The sequence below is a fragment of the Mycolicibacter engbaekii genome (assembly GCF_002101585.1).
Taxonomy (GTDB): Bacteria; Actinomycetota; Actinomycetes; order Mycobacteriales; family Mycobacteriaceae; genus Mycobacterium; species Mycobacterium engbaekii.
Window position 1 is genome coordinate 110,666 of sequence record NZ_LQOT01000042.1, and the last position, 14,191, is coordinate 124,856.

The window sequence follows — 14,191 nt, forward strand, 5'->3', positions numbered from 1 at the left end:
GATGCGGGGACGCCGCCATGAGCCTCGCCGTCACACTGGCCAGCCTGCTGGCGTTCGCGGTCCTGACCTTGGGCACCGCGGTGTTCGTGGCCGCCGAGTTCTCCCTGACCACCCTGGAACGCAGCGTCGTGGACGCCAACGCTGCGCGTGGTGGCCGCCGCGACGCCTACATCCAAGACGCCCACCGCACGTTGTCCTTCCAGCTGTCCGGTGCCCAGTTGGGCATCTCGATCACCACACTGGCCATGGGCTACCTGGCCGAACCGGTGCTGGCCCGGTGGCTGCGCCCCCCGTTGACGGCGGTGGGCCTGTCCGACCGGGCGGCGTCGGGCGTCGCGCTGGTCGCTGCCCTGGTGATCGCGACGTCGGTGTCCATGGTCTTCGGCGAGCTGGTGCCCAAGAACCTGGCCGTGGCGCGACCGCTGCAGACCGCCCGGGCGACGGCCGGCCCCCAGCTGTTGTTCTCCCGGGTGTTCGCGATCGCGATCAAAATGACCAACGGCACAGCCAACCGCATCCTGCGACGGTTGGGGATCGAGCCCGCCGACCGGCTGGCGTCGGCGCGCTCCGCGCGTGAGTTGGCTTCGCTGGTGCGCAATTCGGCGCGCAGCGGTGCCCTCGATCCCGCCACGGCCGCGTTGGTGGAGGGTTCGCTGCGGTTCGGCGCCCTGACCGCCGAAGAGCTGATGACGCCGCGGTCCAAGATCGTGAGCCTGCAGGCCGGTGACACCGTCGCCGACCTGGCCGCAGCCGCCATCGACACCGGTTTCTCGAAGTTTCCGGTGGTCGACGGCGATCTGGACGCCACGGTCGGCATCGTCCACGTCAAACAGGTGCTGGCGGTAGCCGTCGCCGACCGGGCATCGACCCCGCTGCGGGTCGTGACCACGCCGGTCGCGGTGGTGCCGTCGACCCTCGACGGCGACGCGGTGATGGAACAGATCGCCGCCAACGGCCAACAGGTGGCCATGGTCGTCGACGAATACGGCGGCACCGCGGGCATGGTCACCGTCGAGGACCTCATCGAGGAGATCGTCGGCGATGTCCGCGACGAGCACGACGATGCCACCCCGGACGTCGTGGCCGCCGGCGGCGGCTGGCAGGTCTCGGGGCTGTTGCGGATCGACGAGGTGGCCGCCGCCACCGGCTACCGCGCGCCGGAAGGCTCCTACGAGACCATCGGCGGACTGGTGTTGCAGGAACTCGGCCACATTCCGGCGGCCGGCGAGACCGTCGAGCTGACGGCGTTCGAGCCCGACGAGCTCTCCGCCCACCCGCCGCGCTGGCTGGCCCGGGTGGTCCGCATGGAGGGCCACCGCATCGACCTGCTGGTGCTCACCCGACTGGGGCGTGCCGATGGCTGATCTGCTCAACATCGCGCTGACCGTGCTGCTGATCGCGGCGAACGCCTTCTTCGTCGCCGCCGAGTTCGCGCTGATATCGGCACGGCGCGACCGGCTCGAGGCGCTGGCCGAGCAGGGCAGGCAGAGCGCGGTCACGGTGATCCGCGCCGGTGAGCAACTGTCCCGGATGCTGGCCGGGGCGCAGTTGGGCGTCACCGTGTGCTCGATCCTGCTGGGCCGCATCGGTGAGCCGACGGTCGCCTACCTGCTCGAGCCGGCGTTCCGGCTGGCCGGAATCCCCGACGCGCTGCTGCACACGGTGGCGTTCGTCGTCGCGCTGACGATCGTGGTGATTCTGCATCTGCTGTTCGGCGAGATGGTGCCCAAGAACATCGCCCTGGCCGGGCCCGAGACGGCGGCGATGCTGCTGATCCCGCCGTACCTGGTCTACATGGCGGCTGCCCGGCCTTTCATCGTCTTCTACAACTGGTGCGCCAACGTCACCCTGCGCGCCATGCGGATCGAGCCCAAGGACGAGCTGGAGATCACGGTGTCCACCGTCGAGTTGAGCGAGATGATCGCCGAATCGGTCTCGGCGGGACTGCTCGACCTCGAGGAGTACACCCGGTTGACCCGCGCCCTGCAGATCCGCACCCGGGTGGTCGCCGATGTCGCGCTGCCGATCGGCGATGTCCGCGCCGTGCCGGTCGCGGCCGTCGGCCAGGGTCCCACGGTGGCCGCGATCGAGCAGGCCTTCGCCGCGACCGGCTACTCCCGGTTCCCGGTCGTCGACCAGGGTGAATTCGTCGGCTACCTGCACATCAAGGACGTGTTGCTCAACGAGACCTCGGCCGGGGCCGGCGGCGGCGCCGTCGTCGACGTCGCCGCCATCCGGCCGCTGCCGCGCGTCCCGGCCTCGCTGCCGTTGGCCGATGCGCTGTCACGGCTGCGCCGCAGCAAAAGCCACCTGGCGCTGGCGGTCAGCGACGACGGCGTCGCGGTGGCCATGGTGACGCTGGAGGATCTCGTGCAGGACGTCGTCGGCACCGTCCGCGACGGGACGCACCGTGTTTGACCTGGCTGAACCGACGCTGGAGGCGTTGCAGTGGCAGGCCCGCGCGCAGGCCTACCGGCAACGCCTGGACCGCTTCCTGCCTCCGCTGCTGCAGCGGATCGCGACCGGCGACCCGGTGCCGGCATTCCTGTTCAGCTACTACAGTCTGCGGCCGGCGCAGCTGCGCTGGTGGAACCCCGGTTACGGGGTGCGGCTGGCCGGGGCGGCGGCACTGCAGGACTACCGCGGACGCCGCGGCTACGCGGTGCACGACGGCGGGGTCGGTGTGGCCGCCGGATACCTGCGTGAGCGCGCCGACACCGTGCGGTTCGTCGCGCGGCTGCTGCGCGCCTGCGGGCAGCGGCCCGCGCAGCTCAACTGCTTCGGGCTGCACGAGTGGGCCATGGTGTATCGCCGCGCGGCCCACCAGTCCGTCCGGCACGAGCACGTTCCGCTGCGGCTGCCCGCCGTCGAGGTGGACCGTGTTGTGGAGGCAACACCGTTGCGCTGCACTCATTTCGACGCGTTCCGGTTCTTCACCCCCGCGGCGGCACCGCGCAACGCCGGGACGCCCACCCGGTCCACCCAGATCGACTGGGAGCAGCCGGGATGCCTGCACGCGAACATGGACCTCTACAAGTGGTGCTACAAGTTGGGGCCGCTGATCGAATCCGAACTGCTGCTGGACTGCCTGCAGCTGGCAGCGGCGGCACGCGAAATCGACATGCGGGCCAGCCCGTATGACCTGAGCGACTACGGCTATGCGCCGATCGCCATCGAGAACGCGGCGGGCCGCGCGGAATATGTCCGTCGCCAAGGTGAGATCGCCCAGCGCGCCGCACCGTTGCGGGCGACGCTGCTGGCCCGCTGCGAGCAGCTGATCGACAGATGCGAATAGCCTCGCTACCTGCCGGTAGGGTGGTAGATCGGCTAAGAGGGAGGAAATCATGACAGAACGGGTGTCGGTGGGCGGCTTACGGGTCGCACGCGTGCTGTATGACTTCATCACCGATGAGGCCCTGCCGGGCACCGGTGTCGACCCCGACAGCTTCTGGGCCGGCGTGGACAAGGTCGTCACCGATCTGACCCCCAAGAACCAGGAGCTGCTGGCACGTCGCGATGAACTGCAGGCCCAGATCGACAAGTGGCACCGGCATCGGGTGATCGAACCGCTGGACACCGAGGCGTACCGGGCCTTCCTCACCGAGATCGGGTACCTGCTGCCCGAACCCGAGGACTTCGCGGTCACCACGGCCGGTGTCGACGACGAGATCGCGGTGCAGGCCGGCCCGCAGCTGGTGGTCCCGGTGCTCAACGCCCGGTTTGCGCTCAACGCCGCCAACGCACGCTGGGGATCGCTGTACGACGCGCTGTATGGAACCGACGTGATCAGCGAGGAGGACGGGGCGCACAAGGGCACGTCCTACAACCCGGTGCGCGGCGAGAAGGTGATCGCCTATGCCCGGCAGTTCCTCGAGCATGCCGTGCCACTGACCACCGGCAGCTGGACCGAGGTCAAGAGCTTCGCGGTCAAGGACGCCGAGCTGGTGGTCACGCTGGCCGACGACGTGGCCACCACCATCGGCGCGCCCACCGAGTTCATCGGCTACACCGGGGACGCCGAGACGCCGTCGTCGGTGCTGCTGTCCCACCACGGCCTGCGCATCGAGATCCTGATCGACCCGGAGTCGCCGATCGGTTCCACCGACCCCGCCGGCATCAAAGACGTGGTGCTGGAGTCGGCGGTCACCACGATCATGGACTTCGAGGACTCGGTGGCCGCGGTCGATGCCGAGGACAAGGTGCTCGGCTACCGCAACTGGCTGGGCCTCAACCGCGGCGACCTGGCCGAGCAGGTCGACAAGGGCGGCGAGACCTTCACGCGCACCCTGGCCGCCGACCGCGAGTTCACCGCCCCGGACGGGGGCACGGTGACGCTGCCGGGCCGCAGCCTGATGTTCGTCCGCAACGTCGGTCACCTGATGACCAACGACGCCATCGTCAACACCGCCGACGGCGAGAGCACCGAGGTGTTCGAGGGCATCCAGGACGCGTTGTTCACCGGGCTCATCGCCGTGCACGGGCTGACCGCGTCCGAGGAGAACGGACCGCTGACCAACAGCCGCACCGGCTCGATCTACATCGTCAAACCGAAGATGCACGGGCCGGACGAGGTCGCCTTCACGGCCGAGTTGTTCAGCCGGGTCGAAGACGTGCTGGGGCTGCCGCAGAAGACCCTCAAGATCGGCATTATGGACGAGGAGCGGCGCACCACGGTCAACCTGCGCGCGTGCATCAAGGCCGCCGCCGACCGGGTGGTGTTCATCAACACCGGCTTCCTGGACCGCACCGGCGACGAGATCCACACCTCGATGGAGGCCGGGCCCATGGTGCGCAAGGCCAACATGAAGTCCCAGCCGTGGATCCTGGCCTACGAGGACAACAACGTCGACGCGGGATTGGCCACCGGACTTCCCGGCCACGCCCAGATCGGCAAGGGCATGTGGGCCATGACCGACCTGATGGCCGACATGGTGGCGCAGAAGATCGCCCACCCCCGCTCGGGGGCGAGCACCGCATGGGTGCCCTCGCCCACCGCCGCCACCCTGCACGCGATGCACTACCACCAGGTGGACGTCTTCGAGGTGCAGCGGGAACTGGCCGGAGAACGGCGGGCAACTCTCGATCAGCTGCTGACCATCCCGCTCTCCGAGGGCCTGGCCTGGGCGCCCGACGAGATCCGCGAAGAGGTGGACAACAACTGCCAGTCGATCCTGGGCTATGTGGTGCGCTGGATCGACCAGGGCGTGGGCTGCTCGAAGGTCCCCGACATCCACGATGTGGCGCTGATGGAAGACCGTGCCACCCTGCGTATTTCGTCGCAGTTGCTGGCGAACTGGTTGCGCCACGGGGTGATCACCGCCGAAGACGTGCAGTCGAGCCTGGAGCGAATGGCCCCCGCGGTGGACCGTCAGAACGCCGGTGACGCCAACTACCGGCCGATGGCACCGGACTTCGAATCCAGCATCGCGTTCGCGGCCGCGCGCGAGCTGATCCTGTCCGGGACCACACAGCCCAACGGCTACACCGAGCCGATCCTGCACCGGCGCCGGCGGGAGTTCAAAGCCCAGGCCGGTGTCTGACCCGACACCGATCCGAATGACCGTGGCCGGACAACCGGCCAGGCGGAGAGGACGCAGCCACTGTGGGTAGGCACAGTTTGCCCGGCCCGGACGATTCCGACGACGAGCCCTTCGGACCCGCTGGTTCGGACGACTACGGCGACGACGCCGGGTTCAGCGACCATTCGTTCGACAGTTACGCCGATCCGGACGACGACGACTACGTCGACGACTATCACGAGGCGTACTTCGACGAGCCCTTCTCGGGCGAGACCGGCTATGACGCCGGGCCGCAACCCGGCGATGCCGACCCGGCTCAATACATGCGCCGCGGCGCCGCCGACGAGCAGTCGCGGTATCGGACCGGGCCTTTCGGTGCCATCGCCGGGCAGTCCGTTGCCGAGTCCGACGACGACGACCCGGGCGGTGGGCACCGCAATCTCGACCGGTGGCGCCGGCATCGTAACGACTCCGGACCGCGCGGTGTCAGCGTCGGTGTGATCGCCGCGCTGGTCACCGTGGTCGTCGTGGTGGGCGCGGTGATCCTGTGGCGCTTCTTCGGCAATTCGCTGTCGCATCGCTCGGCGATCGCCGCCCGCAGCTGCGCCGCCGGCGACCTGGCCGTCGCCGTCGTGGCGGATCCGTCGATCGCCGACGACGTACAGGGATTCGCCGACCGGTTCAACAAGACCGCCAAGCCGATCGGCGACCGCTGTGTGTCGGTGCAGGTCAAGCCGGCCGATTCCGATGCCGTGGTCAGCGGCTTCCTCGGCGACTGGCCGGCCCAGCTCGGCCAGCGTCCGGCGCTGTGGATTCCCGGCAGCTCCATCTCCGCGGCCCGGTTGAAGACCGCCGCCGGCGCCGAGACGGTCAGCGACAGCCGGTCGCTGGTCACCTCGCCGGTGCTGCTGGCGGTTACTCCGCAGCTCAAAAGCGCGCTGCAGAAGCAGAGTTGGGCCGGCCTGCCGGACCTGCAGACCGACCCGGACGCGCTGGGCCCACTCGGCCTGGCCGGGTGGGGCTCGCTGCGGCTGGCGCTGCCCATCGACGGCAACGGCGACGCCGCATTCCTGGCCGGTGAGGCAGTGGCGGCCGGCGCCGTCCCCAAGGGCGCCCCGGCCACCGACGGAGTCGGGGCGGTGCACCGGCTTGCCGGCGGACAGCCGAAACTTGTCGACGCGTCACTTGCCGAGGCGATGAATGTCCTTCTGCGCCCGGGAAATCCGGCGGCCTCTCCGGTGCATGCGGTGGTGACCACCGAACAGCAGCTGTTCACCCGGGGCAAGTCGCTGTCCGACCCGGCCACCACGCTGGGTTCTTGGCGGCCGCCGGGGCCGGTGCCGGTCGCCGACTACCCCACCGTGTTGCTGGCCGGCTCCTGGCTGTCTCAGGAACAGGTCAGTGCCGCCAGCGAATTCGCCCGCTTCGCCCGCAAACCCGACCAGCTCGCCGAGCTGGCCAAGGCCGGCTTCCGGGTCGAGGGCGTCGCACCCCCGAGCAGTGACGTCACCGGGTTCCCCGCGGTGCCGGACACCCTTTCGGTCGGTGACGACGCGACGCGCGCCGCGTTGGCCAACGCCCTGACCACCCTGCCGGGCAGCGCAGCGGTCACGCTCATGCTCGACCAGTCGATGACCACCGACGAGGGCGGCAAGAGCCGTTTGGCGCACGTGATCGCCGCACTGGATCGGCGCATCAAGGAGCTGGCCCCGAATTCGGCCGTGGGCCTGTGGACCTTCGACGGCACCGAGGGGCACAGTGTGGTCCCCGCCGGCCCGCTGGACGAGCCGCTCAACGACGCCACCCGGGCGGACACCTTGATCACCGAGCTCAACGAGCTCAGTTCGACACCCGGCGGTGCGGTGTCCTTCACGACGCTGCGCATGGTGTACAACCAGGCCCTGGCCAATTACCGCCCGGGACAGTCCAACTCGGTGCTCGTCATCACCGCGGGCCCACACACCGACCGGACCCTGGACGGACCTGGGCTCGAGGAGTTCATTCGGACCACCACTGACCCGCAACGCCCCGTGGCCGTCAACGTCATCGACTTCGGCGCCGACGCCGATCAGGCGACCTGGCGGGCGGTGGCACAGCTGTCAGGCGGCACCTACCAGAACGTGCGCGCCGGTGACTCCCCCGAGCTCGGCGCAGCGCTGAACTCGCTGCTGGGTTAGCCGCCGAGCATGTCGAGGAGCTGCTGGGGCATGCTGACCAGCAGTTCGGTGAACGTGCCACCGAAGGAGCCGACGCTGGCACCGGCCAGGGTCAGCTGCCCGGCGACGAATCCCTCGAGCAGGTCGGCCAGGTAGGGGTTCACCCAGTCGCCGACCAGATCTCCGAGGTTGAGCGAGAAGGTGTCGAGCCCGGCGTAGCCGAGCACATCGCCGAGGTCGAGGCCGTTGAGCAGCCAGGTCAGGTCCAGGCCGAGCGGGCCGTCGGTCAGCACCGCGCCCAGGGGGCCGGCGAGGTCGCTCACCAGATCCCGCAGCGTCAGGTCGGCGACCGAGTCGGCGAAGCCGAGGTCGGTCAGGACGCCACCGATGGTCAGCTCGCCCAGCGACAGCAGTGCCGCGCCCACACTGCCCAGAACCGAACCGATGGAGTCGTCGATCGCCAGATCGCCCAGTAGGTCACCGACTTGCAGCATGTTGAGCAGGGCTTCGAGCCCACCCGATCCCAGGAACTGGTCTGCGAGGTCGGTCAACAGCGGCCCGAGGAGCGGAATGGGGTTGAACAGGTCGGCCGCGCCCTCTTGGAGCCAACCGCTCAGCTCGCCGAGCAGCCCGATGTCCGAGAGCAGGCTGCCGAGGTAGGCACTGGACAGGTCGCCGTCGCCCAGACCGACGAGCAGGTGGCCCACGGCGAGCGGAATCGCGGCGTCGATCCCGAAGGCGCTCACCACGTCGGCGAACCGGAAGTCGCCGAGCGCGAGGTCCAGGTCGAGGTCGCGGAAGAAGTCGGTGCCACCCCATTCGCTCAACAGAGCGGCCAGGTTGTACTGGCTCAATCCCAAATCGCCCAGGCCCAAAAACTCCAGCAGGTCGCCGAGCGTGCCGACGCCGGTGGCCCACGCCAGCAGGTCGCCCATGCCTTCGTCGCTGAGCCCGAGGCCGCTGAGCAGCGTGCCCACGGTCAGGGTGCCCAGCCGCACGTGCTCGATCACGGCGTCGAGCTCCACGCTGCCCAGGTCGGGCATCTGCAGTCCCAGCATGTCCAGCACCCGGGACAGGTCGAGATTGAGTTCCAGGTTCTGTTCGGGGGCCAGTACCCCGTTGTACACCGGAAGGCTCATCGCGCCGCCCAGCAGGCTCACATCGCGCTGGCCGTTGAGGTAGGCGTCGAGAAGGGTGGCCGGGGCGTTGACCAACGCGGTCCATGCCGTCTTGGGGTCGCCCAGATCCTCGATCACGCCGAACAGCGCATCCAGGGTCGCCACGTGCGAAGCCAGGCCGGCGATCAGCAGTTCCAGCCCCGGCGAGAGCTGCACCGCGAGCGTCGCGGGAAGCGACGCGGTGTCGGTGTCGACCGCCACCGTGAAGTTGCTGGCCGCGTCGATCAGGCCCAGCGGGTTGGTGAACAGGGTGGTGAACACCTGGGAGAGGGCCGACCAGTCGGTTTGGGCGCCGATGCGCTCGATGTTGTCCGCGGTGTTGGCGAACAGGTCGCCGTAGGAGGCGGCCAGCGCCACGCTGGGCGGCACGGCAGGCGCCGGTGCCGGAACCGGTGCGGCCGTGACGATCCCGGCGCTCAGGACGGCGATTCCCGCGACACACGAGCGGGTCATGGGCTCCGGCACGGGTCCTCCTCGGTGCACAGCTCAGCCAGGTATTCGGGTCAGCGCGATCCTAGACGCTTTGTTTGGTTGCGCTGAGACAATGCTGGCTATTTGCCCAAGGGCCCGCTACGCAAAGGCCTCCACCGGGGGGCACGAGCAGACCAGATTGCGGTCGCCGTACGCACCGTCGATCCGGCGCACCGGAGGCCACACCTTCGGGCGGAAGCCACGGCCCAACGGGTAGGCGGCCTGCTCCCGCGAGTAGGGGTGCTCCCAGTCCTGAACCAGGAGGCACTCGGCGGTGTGCGGGGCGCCGCGCAGCGGGTTGTCTTCGGCGGTCCATTCGCCGGATGCCACCCGGTCGATCTCGCCGCGAATGGCGATCATGGCCGCACAGAAGGCGTCGATCTCGGCCAGGCTCTCGCTTTCGGTGGGCTCCACCATCAGGGTCCCGGCCACCGGGAAACTCATGGTCGGGGCGTGGAAGCCGTAGTCGGCCAGCCTCTTGGCGACGTCATCGACGGTCACTCCGGTGCGCTTGGTGATCTCCCGCAGATCCAGGATGCATTCGTGGGCGACCATGCCGTTCTCCCCGGTGTAGAGCACCGGGTAGTACTCGTCGAGCCGGCGGGCGATGTAGTTCGCCGACGCGATTGCGGTCAGTGACGCCGCGCGCAGGCCGACGGCCCCCATCATCCGGATATAGGCCCAGGTGATCGGCAGGATCGATGCCGACCCGTAGGGGGCCGCCGAGACCGGCGGTCCGGCCGGCAACTCCAGGGCCAGCGGGTGCCCGGGCAGAAACTGCGCCAGGTGCTCGCGCACCGCCACCGGCCCGACCCCGGGTCCGCCGCCGCCATGGGGGATGCAGAAGGTCTTGTGCAGGTTGAGGTGGCTGACATCGCCGCCGAATCTGCCGGGCCGGGCCAGCCCGACCAGGGCGTTGAGGTTGGCACCGTCGACGTACACCTGGCCGCCGGCGTCGTGGACGGCGGCACAGATCTCGGCGATGTCGTGCTCGTAGACCCCGTGCGTGGACGGGTAGGTGATCATCAACGCCGACAGCGCCGCGGCGTGTTCGGCGACCTTGCTGCGCAGATCGTCGAGGTCGACATCGCCGTTCTCGCGGCAGGCCACCACCACCACGCGCATCCCGGCCAGTGCCGCCGAGGCGGCGTTGGTGCCGTGAGCGCTGGACGGAATCAGGCAGACGTCGCGGTGGGACTCGCCGCGGCTGGCGTGGTAGGCGTGGATCGCCAGCAGGCCCGCGTACTCGCCCTGCGAGCCGGCGTTGGGTTGCAGCGACACCGCGTCGTATCCGGTGATCGCCGCCAGCCAGGTCTCCAACTGGCCGATGAGCGTCCGCAGGCCCACGGCGTCGCCGGCCGGCGCGAACGGGTGCTGGCGGGCGAACTCCGGCCAGGTGATCGACTCCATCTCGGCGGCGGCGTTGAGCTTCATGGTGCACGACCCGAGCGGGATCATGCTGCGGTCCAAGGCGATGTCCTTGTCTGCCAGCGAACGCAGGTAGCGCATCATCTCGGTTTCGGTCCGGTAGCGCGAAAACGCCGGATGGGTCAGGAACGGCGCGGTGCGGGTGGCGATCGGCACGCCGGTGGACTCGACCGGCGCCAGCCCGAACACCTCGAGTACCGCCGCGACGTGCGCGTCGGTGGTGGTCTCGTCGCAGGCCACCGAGACGTGGTCGGCGTCCACCCGCCACAGGTTGATGCCGCGGGCCTTGGCCGCGGCGATGATCTCGTCGGCGCGGCCCGGTACGCGGGCCAGCACGGTGTCGAAGTAGCGGTCATGGACCAGCGCGTCACCGAGCGCGGCGCCGATCTTCTCGGCCTGTGCGTGCACGCGTCGCGCGATGGCGGTCAGGCCTTCGGCGCCGTGGTAGCTGGCGTACATCGCGGCCATCACCGCCAGCAGCACCTGCGCGGTGCAGATGTTGGAGGTGGCCTTGTCGCGGCGGATGTGTTGTTCGCGGGTCTGCAGCGCCAGCCGGTAGGCCTCGGCGCCGTCGCGATCCCGGGACACCCCGACCAGCCGGCCGGGCAGCTGGCGGGCGTGGCCGGGATGCACGGCCAGGTAGCCGGCGTGCGGGCCGCCGAAACCCATCGGCACGCCGAACCGCTGAGCACTGCCGAATGCCACGTCCGCGCCGATCTCGCCGGGCGGGGTGAGCAGCGTCAGCGCCAGCAGGTCGGCGCCGACGGCTACCAGCGCGCCCCGCTCGTGGGCGGCGGCGATCAGCCCCGACCAGTCGGTGATCCGGCCGGAGGCCCCCGGCAACTGCACGATCACCCCGAAGAAGTCGCCGTCGGGAAGTCCGTCCCGCAGGTCCGCGGTGACGATCTCGATGCGCAGCGGCTCGGCGCGGGTGGCCAGCACCGCGGCGGTCTGGGTGAACAGGTCGGAATCGACCAGCAGCCGGTGCGAGGTGCCGCGGGTCGCGCGGTGCATCAGGGTCATCGCCTCGGCGGCTGCGGTGCCCTCGTCGAGCATCGAGGCGTTGGCGATCTCGCACCCGGTGAGGTCGGCGATCATGGTCTGGAAGTTCAGCAGGGCTTCCAGCCGGCCCTGGCTGATTTCCGGCTGGTAGGGCGTGTACGCGGTGTACCAGGACGGGTTCTGCATGATGTTGCGCAGCAGCACCGGCGGGGTGAGCGTGTCGTAGTAGCCCTGGCCGATCATCGACACCGCGACGGTGCTGGCGTCGGCCAGTTCCCGCAATTCGGCCAGGGTCTGCGCCTCGCCGACCGGGGCCGGCAGCACGTCCAGTCCCGGGGCGATGCCGTCGGAGCTCAGCGCGTCGCGAATGCCGGCCGGGACGGCCTTGGCGGCCAGCTCCTCCAACGAGGCGACGCCGATGGTGGCGAGCATCGTGCTGATCGCCGCGCTGTCCGGGCCGATGTGCCGGTCGACGAAGGTGGATGCGGTGTGCTCGGACACGGGGAACTCCTGGGCGTTAGACGAATTCGTGTCCTCCCCCTCTGTCGTCTGCCCGGCCCGGGCGCCTGAGAGATTCGGCGCCGGTGCAGGCGCCTTTCCCCATGGGCGGGTGTAGCCCGAAGGGGCGCCACCGCTTTCCAGAGGCATCAATGCCGGCGCGGTCCGGGTGCCTGAGAGGTTGTCGGAGAGGTATTGCTCCTTCGGCGTCCGCGGCTGGCTGCCGCGGAACTCTCCCGCGCGAGGCTGATGCGGGCCTCATATTACCCGCCGGGCGTCGCACGGCGAGACGCGGCGAGCCGGCGGCGGCGGCCTCGCCCCCGGGAAAGGGCTGCGCCCAGAGCGCCCAAGGTGGTATGACTAAGACCAGGTTTGTCACATCCCTACCAAAGGGGGCCGTCATGGGCACATTGCGACAGCGCATCGTCGACGATTTCACCGGAATCGTCGGTCGCCATAACGATCCCCGGGTCTATGGCGGCCGCCCGGGCGACCCGGGTCTGATCGGTCCGGGCAGCGTGTCCTGGGAGGTCAACGCCGACCTGGCCGCGGTGGCGCAGGCCGGACTGCCCGCGATCGTGCTGGAGATTCTGCATCCGTCGGTGATCGCCGGCGTGCAGGACCTCTCCAGCTACCGCGAGGATCCGTTCCGCCGCGCCCGCACCACGCTGGGCTACGTGTTGACCACGACCTTCGGCAATACCGACGCCGCAACGCAACTGATCGAGCAGGTCAAGTCCATTCACGCCCACGTGACCGGCAACCGGCCCGACGGGGTGGCCTACCGGGCACTGGACCCCGAACTGCTGACCTGGGTGCATACCTGCATTCCCTGGATGATCATGCGGGCATTCGAGCGCACGAATCGGCAGCTGAGCCCGCAGGAGCGTGACCGCTATCTGACCGAGCAGGCCACGATCGGTCTCATGGCCGGCGCCGAGTGGGTGCCCTCGACCATGCCGGAACTCGAGGACTACGTCGCCCGGATGCGCCCGCAGCTGAGCGTCAACGCCCAGACCCGCGAGTTCATCGAGTTCCTGCTCACCTCCCCCTTCTTCCCCGAACTGCCCGGCCCGCTCGAGGGCGCCCTGCACCGATTCACCATGTATTCGGGCATGAGCTATGCGCCGCAGTGGGCGCGCGAACTGATTGGTTTCGACCGCCCGTCGGCGCTGTCGCGGCGGCTCATCGGCCCGGCACTGCAGTTCGACGCCCGCCGCATCCGGTGGGCATTCGGGACGCCGCCCTATGCGCGGTTGGCCTTCGAGCGCTCTGGTGTCGGCGCCGCGACCGCGGCCACGCCATGATCGAGCCGCAGTTCGTCACGGTGATCGGCCAGGCGGTAGCCGGATCGCCCGCCGCGCGCGCCACCGACCCGACCGCCGAGCGCATCCTCGACGCGGCGGTTCAGGAGGCCGCGACGGTGGGACTGCGACGCATCACCATCGAGGACGTGGTGCGGCGCGCGGGCGTCTCGCGGATGACGGCTTACCGCCGCTATCCGCGGCGCGAGGACCTGATCCAGGCGCTCATCCACCGGGAGACGCAGCGCTTTCTCGCGACGGTGGCCCATGCCATCGACAGCACGCCCGAACCGCATGGTGTCGCCGAGGCCTTCGTGGCCGCCGTGGCCTTCACCCGCGAGCACCCGATGCTGAGCCGGGCCGGGCAGTTCGGGTCGCCGCCGGCCGCCGACTCCACGGATCTGCTGGCGATGGGCTCGGCGTTCATCGCCAATTACCTGCACGGCGACTCCCCCGGCAGCCCCAGCCAGTCGGTGCGCTGGGTGGCCGACGTATTCGCCCGGCTGTTCCTCACCTATGTCTCGATGCCGTCCACCGACCCGGACTTTCGCGATGACGCGGCCCTGCGCCGCTTCGCCCACGAAGTGCTCACGCCGATGGCCGAGCGCGCCGCCGGATAAATCCGGGGCTGCGGG

At 69.7% G+C, this 14,191-nt stretch carries 9 protein-coding genes and 1 riboswitch; of the genes, 7 read left to right on the plus strand and 2 right to left on the minus strand.

Translation table 11 applies throughout. The features are described from left to right. Window positions 1-17: 17 nt before the first annotated feature. From AWC02_RS13335 to AWC02_RS13355, 5 genes are all read left to right on the plus strand, one after another. Complete coding sequence (locus tag AWC02_RS13335; protein ID WP_085129224.1) at window positions 18-1,364, plus strand: hemolysin family protein; 1,347 nt, start codon at window positions 18-20, stop codon at window positions 1,362-1,364. Further along, on the plus strand, window positions 1,357-2,418 hold the full coding sequence (locus tag AWC02_RS13340) for a hemolysin family protein (RefSeq protein ID WP_085129271.1): 1,062 nt from the start codon (window positions 1,357-1,359) through the stop codon (window positions 2,416-2,418). Before AWC02_RS13335 ends, AWC02_RS13340 begins: the two co-directional genes overlap by 8 nt. Then, window positions 2,411-3,295, plus strand: coding sequence for a 3-methyladenine DNA glycosylase (locus AWC02_RS13345; protein ID WP_085129225.1), 885 nt, complete (start codon window positions 2,411-2,413; stop codon window positions 3,293-3,295). The genes AWC02_RS13340 and AWC02_RS13345 overlap by 8 nt, the downstream gene beginning before the upstream one ends. 49 nt (window positions 3,296-3,344) lie before the next feature. Beyond that, window positions 3,345-5,540 (plus strand): malate synthase G, encoded by a 2,196-nt coding sequence (locus AWC02_RS13350; protein WP_085129226.1) that lies wholly within the window; start codon window positions 3,345-3,347, stop codon window positions 5,538-5,540. A gap of 62 nt (window positions 5,541-5,602) precedes the next feature. Next, complete coding sequence (locus tag AWC02_RS13355; protein WP_085129227.1) at window positions 5,603-7,696, plus strand: vWA domain-containing protein; 2,094 nt, start codon at window positions 5,603-5,605, stop codon at window positions 7,694-7,696. Here AWC02_RS13355 and AWC02_RS13360 read toward each other — a convergent pair. Both AWC02_RS13360 and gcvP read right to left on the minus strand, forming a co-directional pair. Further along, a complete protein-coding gene (locus AWC02_RS13360) occupies window positions 7,693-9,318 on the minus strand; it encodes a hypothetical protein (protein WP_133055642.1) in 1,626 nt (541 codons plus the stop codon). The genes AWC02_RS13355 and AWC02_RS13360 overlap by 4 nt on opposite strands. A 105-nt stretch (window positions 9,319-9,423) precedes the next feature. After that, entirely contained in the window at window positions 9,424-12,255 is a 2,832-nt protein-coding gene (gcvP, locus tag AWC02_RS13365; RefSeq protein WP_085129229.1) for an aminomethyl-transferring glycine dehydrogenase, read from the minus strand. A gap of 148 nt (window positions 12,256-12,403) precedes the next feature. Continuing rightward, window positions 12,404-12,501, minus strand: a riboswitch (glycine riboswitch). 152 nt (window positions 12,502-12,653) lie between these two features. Here gcvP and AWC02_RS13370 point away from each other — a divergent pair. Together AWC02_RS13370 and AWC02_RS13375 are read left to right on the plus strand one after the other, a co-directional pair. After that, window positions 12,654-13,559 (plus strand): oxygenase MpaB family protein, encoded by a 906-nt coding sequence (locus AWC02_RS13370; RefSeq protein ID WP_237160464.1) that lies wholly within the window; start codon window positions 12,654-12,656, stop codon window positions 13,557-13,559. Next, complete coding sequence (locus AWC02_RS13375) at window positions 13,556-14,176, plus strand: TetR/AcrR family transcriptional regulator (protein ID WP_085129231.1); 621 nt, start codon at window positions 13,556-13,558, stop codon at window positions 14,174-14,176. Before AWC02_RS13370 ends, AWC02_RS13375 begins: the two co-directional genes overlap by 4 nt. Window positions 14,177-14,191: the final 15 nt, after the last annotated feature.

What these genes read in the sequence shown, in the direction of transcription:
- AWC02_RS13335 (WP_085129224.1), top strand. Translation starts at nt 18, where the DNA reads ATGAGCCTCGCCGTCACACTGGCCAGCCTGCTGGCGTTCGCGGTCCTG.
- AWC02_RS13340 (WP_085129271.1), top strand. Translation starts at nt 1,357, where the DNA reads ATGGCTGATCTGCTCAACATCGCGCTGACCGTGCTGCTGATCGCGGCG.
- AWC02_RS13350 (WP_085129226.1), top strand. Translation starts at nt 3,345, where the DNA reads ATGACAGAACGGGTGTCGGTGGGCGGCTTACGGGTCGCACGCGTGCTG.
- AWC02_RS13370 (WP_237160464.1), top strand. Translation starts at nt 12,654, where the DNA reads ATGGGCACATTGCGACAGCGCATCGTCGACGATTTCACCGGAATCGTC.
- AWC02_RS13375 (WP_085129231.1), top strand. Translation starts at nt 13,556, where the DNA reads ATGATCGAGCCGCAGTTCGTCACGGTGATCGGCCAGGCGGTAGCCGGA.